Annotated in this window: 9 protein-coding genes and 1 pseudogene; 5 read left to right on the top strand and 5 right to left on the bottom strand. The window is 67.0% G+C overall.

The window, feature by feature from the left end; translation table 11 throughout:
* Positions 1–602 precede the first annotated feature (602 nt).
* Positions 603–3194: a discoidin domain-containing protein gene (locus OH809_RS08995; protein WP_406515017.1), complete on the top strand. Its 2592-nt coding sequence runs from the start codon at positions 603–605 to the stop codon at positions 3192–3194.
* Positions 3195–3197: 3 nt separating this feature from the next.
* On the top strand, positions 3198–3620 hold the full coding sequence (locus OH809_RS08990) for a DUF4277 domain-containing protein (protein WP_406515016.1): 423 nt from the start codon (positions 3198–3200) through the stop codon (positions 3618–3620).
* A gap of 221 nt (positions 3621–3841) precedes the next feature.
* Here OH809_RS08990 and OH809_RS08985 read toward each other — a convergent pair.
* Together OH809_RS08985 and OH809_RS08980 are read right to left on the bottom strand one after the other, a co-directional pair.
* Positions 3842–3985, bottom strand: a pseudogene (locus tag OH809_RS08985) (transposase); the annotation flags it as partial.
* A 521-nt stretch (positions 3986–4506) separates the two neighbouring features.
* Positions 4507–8052: a beta-galactosidase gene (locus tag OH809_RS08980; protein WP_406422918.1), complete on the bottom strand. Its 3546-nt coding sequence runs from the start codon at positions 8050–8052 to the stop codon at positions 4507–4509.
* Positions 8053–8350: 298 nt separating this feature from the next.
* On the opposite strand from OH809_RS08980, the gene OH809_RS08975 reads away from it, so the two are divergent.
* Positions 8351–8671 carry a hypothetical protein gene (locus OH809_RS08975; protein ID WP_406422919.1) on the top strand — a complete coding sequence of 107 codons (321 nt, stop codon included), beginning with the start codon at positions 8351–8353 and terminating at the stop codon, positions 8669–8671.
* Between the two features lie 1013 nt (positions 8672–9684).
* Here the strand turns inward: OH809_RS08975 and OH809_RS08970 are convergent.
* Positions 9685–10122 carry a transposase gene (locus tag OH809_RS08970; protein WP_406425288.1) on the bottom strand — a complete coding sequence of 146 codons (438 nt, stop codon included), beginning with the start codon at positions 10120–10122 and terminating at the stop codon, positions 9685–9687.
* A gap of 107 nt (positions 10123–10229) precedes the next feature.
* Between OH809_RS08970 and OH809_RS08965 the strand changes: the two genes are divergently transcribed.
* Positions 10230–13022: a galactosylceramidase gene (locus tag OH809_RS08965; protein WP_406422920.1), complete on the top strand. Its 2793-nt coding sequence runs from the start codon at positions 10230–10232 to the stop codon at positions 13020–13022.
* Between the two features lie 542 nt (positions 13023–13564).
* Complete coding sequence (locus OH809_RS08960) at positions 13565–16702, top strand: endo-alpha-N-acetylgalactosaminidase family protein (protein WP_406422921.1); 3138 nt, start codon at positions 13565–13567, stop codon at positions 16700–16702.
* 62 nt (positions 16703–16764) lie between these two features.
* On the opposite strand, the gene OH809_RS08955 is transcribed toward OH809_RS08960, so the two are convergent.
* The gene (locus tag OH809_RS08955; protein ID WP_406422922.1) at positions 16765–16908 is read right to left on the bottom strand and encodes a hypothetical protein; all 144 of its coding nucleotides are present in this window, start codon (positions 16906–16908) and stop codon (positions 16765–16767) included.
* A gap of 82 nt (positions 16909–16990) precedes the next feature.
* Positions 16991–19396: an endonuclease/exonuclease/phosphatase family protein gene (locus tag OH809_RS08950; RefSeq protein WP_406422923.1), complete on the bottom strand. Its 2406-nt coding sequence runs from the start codon at positions 19394–19396 to the stop codon at positions 16991–16993.
* Between the last annotated feature and the right edge of the window lie 72 nt (positions 19397–19468).

The raw sequence follows: 19468 nt of genomic DNA, 5'->3' as shown, positions 1-19468 counted from the left end.
ACTGTTACTAGTTAGTTAGTTCAGATTCACTTGGAGATTCTAGAGGTTACTTTTATACGTTTCCTTTTCTGCCTAGATTGAAAGCGCTTAGTATCTCCATTATACAAACTGGTGTTTCATTACAAGCTTTAGAATGCTGTTTCCGATTATGATGGTTCAAGGCTCTGTGAATGGGAATTCAACAGATTCCTGAGAAGTTTCTTCAGCAATCCTTACAGCTAGCAGTTATCCACTTGTCTACAGACAGAGTCTTAGGATTCTGCTCTGTGTATGTGCGTTCATCTGTGTGACTTGAATGCAGATTCTGAGATGTTTCTCATCATGGCTAGAGTATATGGGAAAGGAAATTATTTCCATTTCCAAAGGATTGAAGTGATGTCTGCAGATACTACACAAGAGTGATGTCTTAGTGCTCTATCAAGTAAAGGTTAGTTGATTGAATGAGTTGAATGCAAAGGAAATTATCATTACAGAGCTGACTGGGTGACAAGATTGAGTGGTGACTACGATTTAGCAGAGCTGACTGTGGATGGGGCCCTGACTAGCCTGGACAGCCTCTAATTTGTAAGCTCGTCAGCGAGGTCTTCCTTAATGACCAGTTGATGGATACGGTCACCACGCGAATCGGGATTCGCCGCATCGAATACCGGGCGGACGGTTTCTACATCAACGGCGAGCGCCTCTACCTGCGCGGGGCGAACATCCACCAGAACTACGCCTACGTCGGCGACGCCGCACCGGGTTCGATGAAATGGCGCGAGGCGCTCAGGCTGAAGCTGGGCGGTTTCAACGCGGTACGTGCCGCGCATTATCCGCACGATCCCGCGTTTCTCGACGCCGCCGACGAGCTCGGTTTGCTCGTCGTCGCGTGCGCACCGGGCTGGCAATTCTGGAGCGAAAACGAGACGTTCGTCAATCGCACCTACGCGGACGCCGTGCAGATGATCCGCAGGGACCGCAACCGTCCGTCGATGATTCTCTGGGAAACCTCGCTGAACGAGACACATAACCCAGAGTGGTGGTCAAAGAAAGTCACCGCACTTGCCCACGCGGAAATGCCCAACGATCAGATGTTCACCGCGGCAGACTATGGTTTGTGGGGGAAAGAGTACTATGACGTGAACTACAAGGTCGTCAACCCGGACGGCTCGGATCCCGATCTGACCAAGCCGTTCTTCACGCGGGAATGGGGCGACTGGGAGAGCCCCTGCCGGGTGGGCCGCGAAAGCGGCGAGGGTGCACTCGTACGGCAGGTGGAGACCAGGCAGCGATACCTCAGCGGTCCCGGGTACTGGGACTGGGGCGGGCTGGACGCCAACCCCCGGATCGGCGGCTACTTCCTTTGGGTTTTCGAGGACTACGGCACGAACTCGCCGTATCAGAAATCCGGGGTCGTGGACATCGACCGGTACCCGAAGTACTGCTACTACTGGCTCAAGGGGATGCAGTCGCCGAAGAACCCCAATCACGGCGGCCCCATGGTATTCATCGCCAGCAGTTACTCGGCAGCATCCAGCCGGAACGTAATGGTCTTCAGCAACACCGACCACGTGAAGCTGTACCAGAACGACACCCTTGTCGGCGAGAAGAGCCGGGCCCAGAACGCCAGCACCGCCAAGGCCGTCGCCGCGAAAGACGGCAATCCGTATTACACCTTCTCACTCCCCTCGTTCGTCGCAGGCGAGCTGAGAGCCGAGGGCTACATCGACGGTGAGGTGGCCACCACCCAGGTCGTGAAAACCCCCGGCGCCCCGCACCACATCGAGATCGAAATCGACGACGCGGGTGTCCGGCCGGCGCTACGGGACCTGCTCGCGTACTACCTCGGGGACGCGTCGCCGGCCGGGGTGAAGGCGGCTGCGGCGTTGGCCGACGACGTGCAACCCAACACCGTCGAATCGTTGATCGAGAAGGTAGGCACGAAGCGCGGCAGCCCGCTACCCGCTACGGCGGCCGATATGCTTCGTCGTTACGCCCGCGCGCTCACGCGCATCCAGCCGGTGGCCGACGGCTCGGACCTGATCCCGGTGTTCATCAAGGTCGTTGACGCGAACGGCACCGTCGTCCCGACGTCAACCGCGGAAATCAAGCTCGATGTGGCCGGAAAGGGCAGCCTCGTCGGCCACGACATCCCCCGCATCGCGGTACAGACTCAGAAGGTGCGGGCCGGCATCGGCTACGCGTTGCTCGCGGTGGACACGGACCCAGGTGACATCACGATCACCGCGACGGCCGACGGGCTGGAGTCCGGCAGTTACACGGTGGTGACAAGCCCCTATTCCGGCAGATACCTGCCCGACGGCCGTCATCCCGAGTGGACGGACATCTCGACGCTGGAGATCCAAGGCGCGCTGAACCTCGCGTTGAACAAGCCAGCCACAGCCTCGAGCTTCCAAGGTGGCCACGACCCCGGCCACGCCGTCGATGACGACACGGATTCCAAGTGGGTCGCGAACGGTAACATCCCCGCATGGTGGCAGGTTGATCTCGGCCAGTCATCGGACATTTCGGAGTTCCAGATCGTCTGGGAGACCGACCAGGCAACCTACACGTACGCCATCCTCACGTCGGATGACGGGACGAACTGGACCAAGGTGGTCGACCAGGAGTCGAACACCGTCATGCGCAGCACGTCCAACCACAAGGTGTCGACCAAGGCGCGGTATGTGCGGGTGAACGTGCTGTCGGGCGGCGGATGGTGGTGGCCGAGCATCCGCGAGTTCCGCGTCGTTCCGCCAGGCGGCAACGGCGGGGTCCAACCGGCTGACCCTGGGCCAAAGATTCCCCGCAGTCAGATCAGCGAGGTGAGCGCCTCCAGTTACGCGAGCGGCTTCGAACCCGCCAAGGCGTTCGACGACGACATCACCTTCGGCACGGGATGGGTCGCCGCGTCGGCAACGCTTCCGCAGACGCTGACCGTGCAACTGTCGGCTGCCCACAACCTGGCCGGCGCTCGCATCAACTGGGGCAAAGACAGCAGTTGGTACACCTACAACCTGCAGGTCTCCGGGGACGGGAATTCATGGACAACCGTGATTCCCGGGCTGACCCGCGGCGGCCAGCACACGCTGCCGGAGACCTTCACCGCCGCAGGCGCACGTTACGTCCGCATCAACATCACCGAGGTCGTCGGCGGCGGCGCGCAGTCGATCGCGGGCATCGCGGAGGTGGTCCTGTACGGCTCGCCGAGCTGACCAATGAGACAGAGTCGGGAACCTGTGCTTCGCGGCTCGTTGATTTGGATGGATCGGGTGTCCCGGTGGTGTCCGGGGTGCGGCCGCGGGGTCTGGCTGGGTGAGTCGATGACTTCCCGGTCCCCGCGGCCTCGATCCCGCCGTGAGTGCGTGGTGACGCCTGTAGTTGAGAAGCGTCTGGGAGCTCTGCTTGTCTCTGCCGAGTTTCTGCGCCGCCTGGACTTGGCAGGGATCGTTGACGAGCTGTGTCCAGGCGGTGCGAGCGCGCACTTGACGCATGGGCAGGTGATCGAGGCGCTGGTGGCGAACCGGCTGACCTCGCCCGCCCCGTTGGTCCGGGTCGGCGGTTGGGGCCGCTCCTGGACGGTGGGGGAGGTGCTCGGCATCGACGTAACCGGCTCAACGACGAACGCCTCGGGTGGTTGACGCGATCGCTCCCCAGCTGGAGCAGATGGATGGCCTCTGGGTCTATCTGGTTCACCCGAATACCCAACGCGGGGCTGGCCGGCCACTCGGCGGCCGGCCAGCCCCGCGTTGGGTATGTCTGCGTAACGGCTGGCTTTCGAAGCGAGTCGGAAGGCGTTGAGTTGTGCCCTCCAGCGCATGGTCCAGTGGCGACGCGCCTTGCCCGTCGGGTCGAGTGACATCAATGCCATGGAGACGCACTTCAGTGCCGCGGACGCGTTCGGGCCGTGCCTGTGGGCCCGGACTGCTGTGCGGATGCGCGTTGACGCTTCGATGGCGTTCGTCGAGCAGATCACCCTGCGCCTTTCGAGGTCGAAGGCGAGGAAGGGTACGCACTCCGCTCAGGCATCCGACCGCAGGAAGTCCGCTGGTGGATATTTCATGTCCCGGTGCCACTGCATTCCGGGACCTGCTCGGTCGCGGTTGTGCAGACGCGCTTGAGAGCCTTGGCGACCTTGTCGGTCTTGTCGCGCGACGTAGCGGGAGATGTTGCGGATGAGATGGATGATGCAGATCTGGAGGGCGCCCTGCCGGGGGCCTGCGACTGAACGCCGACACCGGCGGCATCACCAGCATTCCGCCCACCGGCGCTGCCTCCACGTTCACTCTCACCGGCACGGGCAACATCGGACGCATCGCAGACCCTCACGATCAGGGCCGGAAGCCCACCGCCCACCGCAGGGACGGCCCGCAAAGCCGGATGAGACGACAGTCGAGACCGGGGAACGACGCGGGCCCCGACCGCTGAGCGGTGATGCTGAGGTGTGCGCGGGGACACCATTCGGTTGGGGTGAAGGCCCGGCAGGGCGGGCGTGATGCCTGCGCCCTGCCGGGATGGGGTGGGCCGTCAGCTGACCCGGCCGACGTTGATCTCGGCAGCCGTGGTCCACGGGTTGCCGTTTACTTCGCTGAGCGCGCGCAGCCGGATGTAGTGCGCGGAGACCGGGGTGAAGCAGGCCTCCTTCTCCGCTGCGGTGTTGGTCCAGGTTCCGGTGGCGACCGGGTTGCCCCAGTTGGTGCCGTCCTTGCTGGTGTACACCTCGTACTTGGCGATGCGGCCGTGGTCACCGTTCTGGCGTGGCAGGTAGTACAGGCAGGACACGGTGTTGTCGCCACCGAGGTTGAGCTGGATCTCGTGCGGCATCGGTGCGGCGGTGCCGCCGGACCACTGGGTGTGCCAGATGGTGCCCGGGTCGCCGTCGATGGCGTTGGCGGCCGGGGCGTTCTCGCCGACGGTCTCCTGGCTGTCCGCGAACGCCACCGACATCTTCGACTGCGGGACGAGGAGGCTGAGCTTCCCTACGATCCGCTCGTCGGTGACGGTCTGCGACCGGCCGGCCTGGACGAACTGCGCGGTGGTGGTGAGCGGGTTCACCTTGCCGGGGACGGCCGGTGCGGTGACGTCCCAGGTGAAGGTGGCTGATGTTCCGCCGCTGACCCGGACGGGGTCGGTCGCGGCGGGGTGCGGGGTGACGGTCCAGCCGTCGGGCGCCGCGAGCGCGGCGGTCACCTCGGTGGCCGGGGGCGCGTCGGCGGGCACGCTGACGGTCGTGGTCGCGGTGAAGGACTGGCTGGCTGCGACCGTTCCGGGCACCTTGAGGGCGACCGTGGATTTGGGCGCGGCCGGCATGGCGTACTGCGCCTTGTCGTAGCGGGGGCTGTCGTTCTGCGCGACCTTCAGGGAGGAGGCGTAGCTGCCGTAGTTGGTGAGCTCGACCTTGCCGAGGCCGCCGGTGCTCCCGTCGATGTTCCACACAGCGATGGCGATCCGGTTGTTCCCGTTCGGGTTGAGTATGCCGTTCGGGACCGGGAAGCTGTGCTGCGGGCCGAGGTAGTTGACGTAGTTGCCCATGTGCCAGCCGTTGACGTAGATCTCCGCGCGGTACTTGCGGGACGGGTCGTCGGTGATGGTGAGGCCGAGTGAGGTGTCCTGTCCCTTGGGGAGGTCCAGGGCGACGTCGGTGGCGTACCAGGAGACGCCGGGGGTGGTGTCGTTGGCGGGCAGCGTGGTCGGGGTCCAGTCGTCGGTCGGGTAGTGGGGCAGCATCCAGCCGGCGCGCTCGCCGTACAGGCCGCCGGTGGCCAGCGGGCCGCGCACGGGGTCGACCGGAGTCTCCCCGCCGCGTACGCCCTGCAGCCGCCAGGTGATGGTTTCCGGTGTGTCTCCCACCAGGGCGGCGCTGGTCAGGCCGCGGACGGTGCTGGCGTCGGACCGTCCCCAGTTCTCGTCATGTCCCATGTTCACGGTGAGGACGGAGATGACGTTGTCGCTGCCGGTCTTCAGGACGCCGGCGGGGAAGGTGTAGGTGTGCTTGTTGTCGTCGGTGGAGCTGCCGAGGAAGGTGCCGTTGAGCCACACCGAGGAGGCTGCCGCCTTGCCGCTGCTGCGGGCGGCCAGGGTGATGCCGGTCGTCTTGTCGTCGCCGGTGAACCGGCCGCGATACCAGGTGGATCCGGTGTGGAAGCCGTAGTCGTCGGCGGACAGCACCGGAAGGGTGGCCGGAGTGGTGATCTTTGAGGTGGTCTTGTCGGCCACCTGCCAGGACGAGTCGTTGAAGCCGGGCTGCGATTCCGGCGACTCCTGGGCGTGCTTCCAGCCGGTGAGCGCGGGCACGGTGACCTTGGCAGCGGTGGGGAGCGCGCCGGTGAGGCCGCCGTCCTCCGTCACGCTGGTGTGGACCGTCCGGCCGTTCCAGGTCAGGGAGTCGGCCGTGGACCAGACCTCGACCGAGCCGTCGGTGCCGGTGTCGCCTGTGAGGGCGAGGGCCGTGCCGTCGGTGGCGGCGCCGCGCAGCAGGTGGGTGCCGCGGACCAGGACCGGGCCGGCGGCGGTGTCCTGTCGCCAGAAGGTCTTGGCGGTCGCGGTGTCGGCGAGCAGCAGCTGGAGCGGGTGGCCGCCGCCGCTGATCTGGACCCGGGTCAGGCCGGTGTGCTGGTAGTTGAGCCGCAGGTCGCCGGTGGCCGCGTCCCAGGTGGAGGTCACGGCGCCGCCGGTGGAGGTGACGGTGGGCTTCGTGTCGTAGTGCAGGACTGTCTCGCCGTCCGAGTCGTGGTCGCCGTAGAGGACCGCGACGTCCTGGCCGCCGATGGTGGCGTTCGTCATGATCTGCGAGGTGGAGTAGCGCAGCTTGTTGCTGCCGAGATCGTAGTTCGCGACGATGATCGAGGACTCACGGCCGTTCAGCGTCAGCGACGTGCCGGACTGCTGCGGAACGGTGTAGGCCTGCGCGCCGAGGTCGATCTTCAGGTGCGCGCTGTCGGTACTGGTCGCGGTCGAGTCGGCGTGCCGCAGCACGTGGAACTGCGTACCGGTGTCGGGATTGGCCCGTGCGGTGTCGAGGACCTTGGGATTGTCGGTCGGGACCGCGGGCAGGGCGTCGGTCTTGGTGAGCGGGGCGACGGCCTGCGTGAAATAGCCGATCAGCTTGTCCTGGTCGAACTTCGGGTCGAGCTGGCGCGTCTCACGGATCGCGGCGCCGTAGTCGTAGGACGTGTAGTGGCTCATCATGCTCAGCCAGCCCCAGTTGGTGCCGCCGTAGGCCATGTAGAGGTTCTGCATGGTCGCGCCGACCGCGATGTTCTGCTTGTAGAACACGTCGGCGAACTGGTCGTTGACCATCTGTGCGCACTTGTCGTAGCCGGGGCCGCCCCACCAGTCGAACGCGCCGCCCTGGAACTCCGCGGTCACCAGCGGCTTTCCGGGTCGGCGGACGTAACTGATGTCCGAGACGCCGTTCCAGTGCGACGGGTTGTCGCAGTCGAAGCCCTGGGGGTAGTCATCGGCCGCTTCCACGTCCAGAGCGCCCGTGCCGGAGCTGAACGTGCCGTTGTTGTTACCGACCAACGGCACGCTGATGCCGTCCGCCCTGGCCTTGTCCTCCAGGTGCTTCATGTACGCCCGGGCGCCGGAGCTGCTGTCGTAGAACTCGTTCTCGACCTGGTACTGGATCACCGTGCCCGTGCCGTTGGTGAGCTGGTGCCGGGCGAGGATGCGGTCGATCTGCGTCTGCCACTCGTCGGAGTACTTCAGCCACTCCGGGTCGGTGGTACGGGTCTCGTTGACCTTGTTGTGCAGCCAGGCCGGGAATCCCCCGCCGTCCACCTCGGCGTTGATGTACGGGCCGGGACGGGCGATCACGTAGATGCCGAGCTGGTTCGCCATGTCCAGCAGCTTGTCCACGTCACGCACGCCGTTGAAGTCGTAGACTCCGGCCGCGGGCGAGTGGTAACCCCAGTCGAAGTACACCGACACCGCGTTGAAGCCGGCCGCCTTCATCTTCTGCAGCACGTCGAGCCACAAGTCCTGGCTGGGCAGCCGGAAGTAGTGGAACTCACCGGCCCACAGATAGGTCCGCTTGCCGTCGATCAGATACGAGTAACCGTCGTACGTCACCGAATGCGCCGTACCCGCCGGGTTCGCGGACTGACTTGCCTGCGCCGTTTTTGGCTGCGACGCCGCTGTCGCACTTGCGGCCACGCCCAGGCCGCCGAGCAAAGCGACGACCGTACCGGTCGCCAGACAGCGGTGCAGGAGCCGGCGTCCTATGCCTCTCAAGCTCATGGGAACCTCCACTAGATGGATCACAACACTGAAGCGCTCCCGTTTCGGTGCCGCGGAATCAGGAACGATCAGAGTTCGTCGATGCGTCACGCCGGGAAACGCGACGCAAGATGGGGCACGGTCGGCGTGCGTGATGTCGCAGCCGCCGTGCCTTTTGTCGGCCAGCATCCGGGCCGGGGAACACGGCCCGCAGGCTGGGCGGAGTGAAGAAGACTCCGAATCAGCACGTCAGGAGAAGGGCGACGACGAGCGGGTTGAGAGGTCCCGCCTCACCGAGGCCTCAGTGCAGAGCCGAACGCTGAAGGGAACCGCCGACGAGACGCTGGTGGTGAACAACGCGCCCCGGCGAACGAGAAGTTCGTGCTGGATCACGTATGCCGGCCCGCACACCGCAGCCGAGCAGCACGATCTGCCCCGATTGAGCTGCGGTGAGATGACCGGCTCGAACTGACCAGCCGCCTGTCGTGCGGCGGACTCGTCGAGGTCGGCCACCGCGGTGATACGAGGGCCGTGGCCGGGTCTGTGCGCCGTCGCGGCGAGGGTGTGGCGCTCCCCGCACCCGATCGCGCCGATCCGCGGATCACCCACAGTTGCACACTCCCGTCGTCGCCATGGGGCTGCGGCCCAACACCCCCAGCGGATGAGTGGTCCGTGGTACATGAGGTGGACTCGTCGCGCGCAAATTGAAGCGCGGATCCGCACTGATCTCAATACTTTCCAACAGATTCACTCATGGAGGTGACTCCTTTCAGTCGCCGCGTCTTCGGATGTGAGGTGCCGCTTCCTTGTCGGATCGGAACACTCGGGCGATCCACGGGAACACCGTGGTCGCAGCACACTCGGGGCCGATGGCGCGGCAAGAGCCGGTGGTCCGCTCCACAGGACCGCGCCCGAATCCTGTGGTTATGGGTACCGGCGGATGTGCGGCCGCATTAGCTGAAAAGCATGCGTAGCAACCGGCTACCGCTCAGATCTGTCGATGTCGCGGTGCCCGTTCGGCCGCAGTGTGTGCTGGGAGTTGGCGTTCAGCTACGGGCGTATGCGGTCCCACCCGAGTCTGCTGCTCTTGGTCAAGGGTGCGGTGACCGCAAAAGTGTCCTCCGCGCTCCCGGTTCCGTCCCAGGTGGCGCGGATGCCGCTGACTTCCCCGCTCGAGGCGTGAGCTGAACTGATCGATGCGGCGCCGTATCGATCATCGCAACGCGCCGTATTACCGGCGCGAAGCCTTGACGCAATGAAGGCGTCTGCCTAACCTCAAGCCGTCTGAGCGAATCTGTTCGGTTTAGTTGGTTCAGTTGTGTTTCTGGCTGGCCTCTCGCATCGCTCCACCTGGCCAGTCGGCATCCGCTTGGTGAGGGTGCCGTCCTCTAGGAGGGTAAATGTCATGCCCACATCAGCGCCTGGCGGCGGTTTGGTAGGACTCCGCGGTTGTGTCGTGGCGGGTGGCGATGCCGCGTCACTGCTTCAAGCTATTGAAACGCGTTCAACTATGTCGCGCCGCTTCCCGCCTGTGACGGTGAAGGCGTGTGGGCGGACGATGGCGTCGCATACGAGGTGGATCTTGCTGGTCAGGCCCCCTCGGGAGCGTCCGGGGGTGGGGCGGCAGAGCCCCCTTTTCGGACCCTGGCGGCGTGACGGTGTGCGCGGACGACGGTGGAGTCGACCGACACGAGCCAGTCGATGCCCCCGGCCTCGTCCGGTCCGGCCTGTGCTGCCTCGAGCATCCGCTCCGAAAGTGCCGTCCAGGGTCCAGCGGCGGAAACGGAGGTGCAGCGTGGCCCACCGCCCGTACCGCTCGGGCGCATCCCGCCAGGCCGAGCCCGTCCGGAACTTCCCCACAGTCCCGTTGACCGCCGTGCGTTCGTCCAGCCGCTCCCTGCCCCGCAAGGACTCGGCCAGCAGCGGCCGGACAAACTCTCACTCGCCATCGGACAGTACCTGGCGACGTATCACCCGACCGTGATCCACCACGCAAGAGCATTTGTAGACACCGCCTAGGAGACAAGCCCATGCACACGCATAGAGAAGGCCAACGGATAGGTGGTGAGGGCCGCTTCGCGGCCGTCGTCGCTGTCCTGGCCGTGATCATGGCCGCTGCGGCGGCCCTGCTGGCCCCGGCCCGAGCGGGCGCGGCCGCGTTGCCGGACACGTCGATCGCGGTCAACGGTCAGGACACCGGCCGGACCTTCGACGGGATCGGCGCGATCAGCGGCGGCGGCGGCAACACCCGGCTGCTGACCGACTACCCGCCCGCCCAGCGCAACGCCATCCTGAACTACCTCTTCACACCTGGTTACGGCGCCAACCTGCAGATGCTGAAGCTCGAGACCGGCGGGGACGGGAACACCACCTCCGGCGCCGAGCACACCATCGAAGAGACCCGGGGAGTGATCAACTGCAACGTGGGTTACGAGTTCTGGCTCGCCAAGGAAGCGGTGAAGCGCAACCCTCAGATCTCGCTCTCCGCGCTGACCTGGTCGGCACCGGGCTGGGTCGGTTCGAACATGTACTCGCAGAACGGAATCCAGTTCCTGCTCGACTGGCTGGGCTGCGCCAAGCAACACGGTCTCACCATCGACTACATGGGTGGCTGGAACGAGCGCGGCGGCTGGAACACGACCTGGTGGAAGAACATGCGGGCCGCCCTGGACGAGCACGGGTACGGCGCGGTCAAGCTGGTGGCTTCGGATCAGGTCGAGTCATTCTCTGAGGTCGGCGGCGCCATGGCCCAGGACGCGGCCTTCGCCAAGGCCGTCTCGGTCATCGGTGAGCACTACCCCTGCGGGTGGAACGGCCCCACGCCGATCTCCGAGTACCCCAACGTGGAGACGGACTGCCGCACCTCGCAGGCCGTTCAGGCGCTGAACAAGCCGCTGTGGGCCAGCGAGCAGGGCTCGATGAACTACAATTTCGGCGGTTTGCCGATGGCGCGGGCCAACAACATCGACTACGTCGACGGCCGGATGACCGCAAGTATCAACTGGCCCGTGGTCGCCTCGACCTACTCGGACGTCGCCTACGCCGACCAGGGACTGGTCATGGCCAACGAGCCCTGGTCCGGCCACTACGATGTCGGCCTGTCGACGTGGGTGACCGCGCACACGACGCAGTTCGCGCAGCCGGGCTGGCAGTACCTGGACGGCGGGAGCGGCTATCTGGGTGGCCAGACCTCCGACAAGGTCGGCAGCTACGTGACCTTGAAGTCGCCCAACGGCAGCGACTGGAGTTCCATCGTCGAGACGACCCGGGCCACCGGCCCGCAGACGGTCAAGCTCACCGTCAGCGGCGGCCTGTCCACCGAGCCCGTGCACGTCTGGAGCACCGATCTGGTCTCCGGTGACCGTTCGCAGTGGTTCGTGCGGGGCAAGGCGCTCGTGCCCGACGCGGACGGCTCGGTGACGATGACCCTGCAGCCCGACTCCATCTACTCGTTCACCACCACGACCGGGCAGCACAAGGGCAGCGCCGCGTCGCCGGCGAGCAAGCCGCTCCCGCTGCCCTACTCCGACTCGTTCGACAAGGGAACCCAGGGCCAGCAGGCCCGCTACCTGGCCAACATGGAAGGCGCGTTCAGCGTCGAGCCGTGTGCGGACCGTGACGGCAAGTGCGTCCAGCTCGCCACCCCGACCAAGCCGTTGGAGTGGAGCGACCGTCCGGGCTCCTACCCGTACACGGTGCTCGGCGGCCAAGCCTGGAGCAACTACCAGGTGTCCGCCGACGTGCGCAACGCCAAGCCGGGCTCGGTCGGGATCCTGGGCCGCGAGCGCAACTTGGACCCCGACCCGACGCAGGTGAACTTCTACTCGCTCACGCTCAGCGACACCGGCGCCTGGTCGATCAACCTCAGAAGCGGCTCCGGGAACGTCAAGTCGCTGGCCAGCGGAACCGTGGCCTCGGCCGCCGGGCTGAACACCTGGCACAACCTGGCGCTCACGTTCGACGGATCGCTGATCTTCGCCTCGGTCGACGGCACCACGGTCGGCTCAGTCACGGACGCCACCCACTCCGCCGGCAAGGTCGGTCTCGTCGCCAGCGGTTACTCGGCCGGCGAGCAGTACGACAACCTGAAGGTCAGCGCGCTGACCGATCTGGCCGTCCCGGTGGCGCTGCCGGCAGGCGTGCACACCCCGGGAGTGGTGACGAACGTCGACTACTCCACGACCGGCAGTGCAGTGAACCAGTGGCAGTACAGCGGCACGTGGGCGACCGGCGCCGGAAACACCTGGAACAACACCGTCGGCGACAGCGCGAAGCTGACCTTCCAGGGGGACAGCGTCACCCTTCAGTCCATAACCAACGGCAACAACGGCATCGTCAACGTGTCGGTGGACGGCGATTCCCCCACCGCTGTCGACCTCTACAGCAAGAGCGGTGGCGTGACATCGGTGTTCACCCGCACCGGTCTCGACCCGGCCAAGCAGCACACGATGGTGGTGACCGTCACCAACACGAAGAACCCCGCGTCCGGCGGCACCTGGGCCTCCGTCGCCGGAGCCCGGGTGACCACGCCCGGCAAGCCGGCCCCGACACCGGCAATCACCACGCCGGCGGACCAGTCCACGATCCACCCCGGCTCTGTCCGGATCGAGGGCACCGCCGCCGCGGGCGAGCTGATCACCGTCTCGGTGTCCGGTGCGCCGGCCTGCGTGAACGAGCACGCCGATCAGGACGGGAACTGGCACTGCAGCACGCTGGTGGAGCCCGGCCAGTCGGTACTCACCGCAGTCGGCGTCGATCCGGTGACCGGCTTGCTGTCGGCGCCCACCGCCCCGGTTCACGTGCTCGTCTCGAAGACTGGCTGACCCCCCCCGCAGCCCGGTCCTCGACGAGACGGGGGCCCGAGGCCGGCGGGATCGGGGATTGACGCGGTGACACTGCCGCGCTCCCTCCGCACTCTCCGCCCGTCGAACCGCACATGCTGCTCGACGGGCGGAGGTCTCACCAGCAGCGTCGGCGGTGGGGCTGAGGCGGGCTTGCCGGCGGGCGAGGGTGTCGGGTGAGAACACGGGTGCGGCGGGCCGGGCCCGTGGGGCTCGGAAAGTCGTCGCCGCAGGTCAGGCCCCTGCCCGCCCACGACCCGAAAGACCTCGGAGCACCTGGTCACAGGCCGGGACCTCGGCATGCCGGCAGCTCAAGCCGACCGGACAGCGGCCAGATCGACCGCGAACCACACCTCGGCGGCCGCAAGTGAACGCCGAGGCCAAGCACCCGATATGCAAGTCCAACGGTTCTCGCAGGCAGTCCATGGTTGGCCACTGTGCCGCTCTCCATAACAGGAGACCTGTCCTGCTGAACGGTTTGGTTCACGGAATTGCACGGGGGACAAAACCTCATGGAGGAGCCAATGGAAGAGCTGGACAGGCCGGCGCGCGTGGATTCGCTGAGCGCACCGACAGGGGTGCCGCGGCGTGCCCTGCTGCAGGGGGGTACGGCGGCGGTGGTTGCCGTCGCCGCGGCCGGGTTCGGAGCGCTAGCGGCGGCTCCGGCGTCGGCGGCCGATGACGCGACGGTGGTGCTGCGGTCGCCACGCCTGGAGGTGACACTCGACGCCGGTTTCCCGCGGGTGGTCGGCTACCGCTGGACGGCGACCGGGGACACACTCGGTGGCTCGGTAAACACCGCGACAACGGTCACCATCAACGGTCAGGACTACGTCCCCGAGGTGGCCGTGCTCGCCAAGGGCGAGTCGGTGCGGTACCAGCTCACGGTCGCTGAACTGTCCGTGACGGTGGATCTCTGGTTCCGGCTGACCGAGGACGTCCTGCGGGTCAAGGCCGACACCATCGTGGAGAACGGCACGGTCAAGGTTTCCACGTTCGGGTTGCCCGGACTCGGGCTCGTCTCCGTCTCGGCGGCGCAGGCGGGCAGGTTGTCGCACTGTGCCCTGCATTACGGGCTGGGCAAACCGGCGCCCGCCGATGTCTTCACGACCGTGGCCGACGCCGCCGGCGACGGCAACTGGCACCGCACTTCGTACGCCCTCCTCGACACCGGCCGGCTGGCTGCTGCGGTGGAGTCCTGGACCTGCGCCGACGACCGGCTGCTGCATCGCACCAGCACCGGCCAGGACGGTGTGAAGCACACCGAGCTGGCGAGCGGCGAGTGGGTGTACCGGGGTGCCGACGGCGAGGTGTTCGCGCTGCCCGAGGCGGCAGTGGTGGTCACTGCCGACCGCAACGGTGACGGGGTGGCAGACTGGCAGGACGCGGCGATCGCCTTCCGCGGCATCATGCGCGCCCCGCATGCCCACGACTGGGCCCGGACCAAGGTTGTCCAGGGCATCGCCATCAATCTGGCGAGCCACGGTCACCAGCCCTTCCTGACCGTGCTCGACGAGATCCGCCGGACCTCGCTGTACACAGACGGTCTGCCGCAGGCGATCCTGCTCAAGGGGTACCGCTCCGAAGGGCACGACAGCGGGCACATGGAATACGCGGCCCCGTACAACACCCGGGCCGGCGGTCACGCGGACCTCCGTACGCTCACCGAGCGGGCCAAGGAGTGGAATGCCGAGATCGGGGTCCACATCAACGCCTGGGAGGCCTACCCGGAGTCAGCGAGCTTCCGCTGGGACCGCAGCAACGGACCGGGCGATCCGGGCTGGCGATGGATGGACCAGTCCTGGCACACCGATGTCGTGAAGGACCAGGCGACCGGGGCCTTCGCCGCGCGTTTCAAGAAACTGGTCAAGGATCTGCCCAAGCTGGGCTTCGTGTACTCCGATACGTACTGGACCGGTGGCTGGCACGCGGCCCGGCAAGCCGCCGTCATCACCGGACACGGACTGCCGCTGGGCGCCGAAGGGGACGCTGGGCTCGCTGAGCGCGACAGTGTCTTCACCTACGCCGGCCAGAACGGCCATGGACTCGGCTCCCGGATCATCCGCTTCATCCGCCACACGCAGCGTGATGCCTGGGTGCGCCATCCGCTGCTGCACGGTGCCGACAACACTCATTACCTGGGCTGGCAGCAGCAGAAGAACCTCAAGGCGTGGCTGAGGTCGACGTTCGTCACGAACCTGCCGACCAAGTTCCTCCAACACTTCGAGATCCTGCGGTGGACCGACAAGGAACTCGATCTCACCGACGGCGTACACGTCAGCACCGCCACCGGTGTCACCCGCATCACCTGGAACGGCCGGCTCCTCGGCGACGGCGACACCCTCTTCATCCCGTGGGACTTCGCGAAGGAGTCCGACCCGCGGAAGATCTACCACTGGAACCCGACCGGTGGCGCCACCACCTGGGAGCTGCCCGCGCACTGGGCCAAGGCAAGCAGCCTCCTGCTGTACCGGCTCACCGAGCAGGGCCGCGGCTCTGCCAGCCGGGTCCCGGTCAAGGACGGCAAGGTCACTGTCGAAGCCGAGGCTCAGACCCCCTACGTCCTCTATCGCGCCGAACCGGATCCCCAGCCGGCTCCGCGCTACGGGTCGGGAGGCCTCCTCGCCCATCCCGCCTTCACGGGCCGGACCTTGGAAGGCTGGACGGCCCGAGGCACCGCGCGCGTCACCGATGACGGCGACGGCCTGCCGTACCTGCGGATCGACGCGCCGGAAGAAGCCTCGGTGAGCCAGCAGGTGGAGGACCTGCCGGCGGGTACATACGCAGCCTCGGTCTGGGTACGGGTCACCGGCTCCCGCAAGGCGGTGCTGTCCGTCACGGGCACCGGCGTCAAGGGCCGGGATGGTGAGGGACGTTCGGGTCCGGTGGCCGCCAACTGGACGGATTCCTCGCCAGCGCGCTGTGTTCTGGGTAACGGGCGCCGCAGGGGCACGATGTTCCAGCGCATGCGCGTGCTGTTCACCGTCACCGGTACCGCGCGTGCCGCGGTGGAACTCACCCTGCGCGCCGACCCGGCCGCCGCCGGTAACACGGTGGACTTCGCGGACGTGCGGCTCGTACCCCTGCCAGGTGCTGACCCCGAGTTCGGCGGGCACTGGTACACGGAGGACTTCGAGCACCTCGACGAGGGCCTCGGCCCCTTCGTGCCCACCTCCGGCGACGGTGAACGCAGCCACCTCTCGGAGACCCACAAGGGCTACACACGCGACACGATCAGCGGTCGCTACTCGCTCAAGACACTCAGCGAGTCCGGGGGCATCGTCTACCGGACCCTGCCGCAGACGCTCCGTTTCCTGCCGAACCGCACCTACCGCGTCACGTTCGACTACCAGGCTGACCCCGGCTCGGACTACCGTGTCGTGCTCGGCCGGGACGGGGGCGCCCAGATCGACGAGGAGAAGCTGCTGCCGACGACGGACCGCAAACTCGACACACCGCCCCCGGCGGCGGATCCCACGCCTCCTGGGTGGAACGACAGTCTGCCGCCCCAGAACCCGGCGCCGCACCGGACTTATGTCCGCACCTTCCGCTCGGGCCCGGCCTCTGACGGGGCCGTATGGCTCGGCCTCAAGAGGGTCGCCGGCGACGCATTTGTCCTGGACAACCTCGTAGTCGACGATCTCGGTGCGAGCGAGGCCTGACGAACGGGGACGGCCCCCGGCGACGGCCCTGGCCCGGGGCGACGGACAGGACGCCCGCTCGATCACGTCCTCGTCGCCTGCGGGATGCTCACTTCCGCGTTGGTACGGCGACGGGCGGCCCAGAAGCCGCCGCTGATCCGGGCGGGGGTGACGGGGCGCAGCACGGTGTGTGCGGTGCTGCTCGGGTGTATCGGTCCGGCGCTCATGGGCGGGGACGACAGCGATACGACCGGTCGAACAGAGGGGGGCCGCCCGTCGACCGGGCGGCCCCCCTCCGGCTGTACAGGATCAGTGCTGTGCGTTCACGTCCACGCGCACGATCTGCGGGTCGTGGTCGCTCGCCTGGTCGGCGAACTCCGCGTTGATGTGCACCACGTCGTAGTCGAAGCGGCTCACGCCGGGGCTGGTCAGGATGTGGTCCAGCGTCTGCGAGTTGCCCTCGTACACATAGCTGTACTGCTCGCCCACCGGCAGCGTGGTGATCAGCGGCTTGAGTACCTTGCCGTCGGTCAGCGCGTCCATCGTCGGCGAGAACGCGAAGTCGTTGAGGTCCCCGAGGGTGATGACCTGCGCCGACTTGTCCGCCGCCAGCAGCGACTTGACGAAGGTGTTGACCTCCGCCGCCTGCTTGACGCGCTTCGTCTCCGAGCTGCGCTTCGGCTCCTGGTAGCGGCCGTGCAGGGGCTGGTCGCCGCCCTTGGAGGCGAAGTGGTTGCCGATGACGAACACCGTCTTCCCGTGGAAGCGGAACTCGCCGACCAGGGGCTTGCGGCTGTCCGCCCACGCGTCGCTGGCCGGGGCGATGCGGCCGGGCGATGCCGAGAGAGTGACGCCCTGCTTCGTCTTCACCACGGTCACGGGAGTGGTCGCACCGCCGCCCGCGCGGTCCACGAAGTCGACGCGCTCGGGGTTGTAGAGGAAGACGTTACGGATGTTGCCGCCGGGCTCGCCGCCGTCCTTGCCGTCCTCGGGGGCGATGTAGCGCCATGCGTACTGCGGACCGCCCGCCGCGACGATCGCGTCGGTGAACCGCTTGAGCGTCGCCTCGGAGCCGACCGTGCCGTCGTTCACCGCACCGTTGTCGTCCTGGATCTCCTCCAGCGACACGATGTCGGGGGAGGACAGGTTGACCGCGACGCCGGCGGCGAGCGTGTCGAACTTGGCCTGCTCGTCGCGCGCGTCCAGGTTCTCCACGTTGTACGTGGCGACCGCGAGCTCCTTGTCCCTCTGCTTCCGGGTGACCTCGCGCTTCAGGTGGTGGTCGGTGAGCGTGCCCAGCTCGGTCGCCTGGAGGTTGTAGCCGCCGAAGGAGGCGTAGTCCATGACACCGGTGGTGGTGCCGGACAGCTCATCGCCCACGTTCGCGACGGGGAAGGGGCGGGTGGTGTCCAGCGACATCACCTTGATGCGACCGGTGTTCTGGTCGGTGTACGAGGAGTAGAGCGTTCCGCCGCGCTGCGTCGGGTTCTCGTTCGGCTTGACCGTCACCCAGACCTCGTCGTACGCGGTCGTCGCACCCGTGACCCGGGCGTCGGCGATCTGCACACGGGTACCTTCGAGCGACTCGTACAGGTCGAGCGCGTACTTCGTCGGGTCCAGGGCCAGCGCGTCGACCGAACCGCCGCCTGCCGACGGGACATACGTGTCGGGCACGGACGCCGCGTCGAGCACGACCGGCGCGGGCAGCGCGTTGCCCGACGACAGGACCGTGACCCTGGGGGCGGTGATCTCGGTGATCGACTGGGTGGTGGTCGACGGGTAGTACTCGTCCACCTTGCCGCTGACCAGCACGGAATTGCCCACGGCGACGGTCGGTGCGGTGGTGCCGGTGAAGACGAAGACACCCTCGCTGGTACGGGCGTCCGCGTCCGGCGTGGCGTCCTGGATCCAGAAGCCGCGCGAACCGGTGGTCCGCACGCCGGTGACGATGCCGGGGACCCCGGTCACCGACTGGCCGTTCAGCGGCGAGACGCGGGTGGTGCCCTGGATGTCGTGCACCCGCACGGTGCCGGGCTCGGTCGGGTTCCCGGGGTCGCCGGGTCCCGCTCCGCCGGACGTCTCACCGGCCGCGTTGACCGGTGTCGGGGCGCCCGCGGCCAGGTCGGCGGCGTTGTTGTCGGTGTCGGCGAGCGACGTACCGCGCGCGACGGAGGCGGTGGCGGAGGCGCCCGCAGCCGGGCCGCTGCCCTCCCGCACGACCGCGGAGCCGTAGCCGACGAGGTCCACGATGCGGGTGTCGGCGGCGCAGTCGGCCGCGGTCTTGCAGGTCAGCGGGGTGGTTCCGGAGACGAGGGCGACGGTGCCGCTGGTCGCGGACATTGCCACGGTGCCGGTCGCGTCCGGGGTGGGCAGGGCGACGGTGCCGCCGGTGCCCGCGGCCTGGGCGATCAGGTAGCGGCCGCCGGGCGCGACGGACCCGGTCAGCGCGGAGACCTGCCAGAGCGAACCTGCGGACGGTGTGCCGGGCAGGTACTGGACGCTGAGGCCCGAGAGGTCGTACGCGGCCGAGCCGGCATTGGCCAGCTCGACGAAGTCGCGGGTGAGCGTCGCACCCGAGTTGCCCCCGCCCCCGTACACCTCGGAGATCACGGCGGTCGAGGACGGGGCCGCGAAGGCGGCAGGGAGCGCGGTTGCCGAGAGGGTCACGGCGACCGCGCCAGCCAGCAGGATGGAACGAGGTGTGGATATGTGCACGGTGAGATGCCCCTCAAAGTGTGATGAGGGGCCACAAGCTATGCGCGTAGACCTGGCTGTGACAAGGACTCA

This window comes from Streptomyces sp. NBC_00873 (genome assembly GCF_045207415.1).
Classification (GTDB): domain Bacteria; phylum Actinomycetota; class Actinomycetes; order Streptomycetales; family Streptomycetaceae; genus Streptomyces.
The sequence above is the reverse complement of the archived record's forward strand: the minus strand, read 5'-3'. Positions and strand labels throughout refer to the sequence as shown.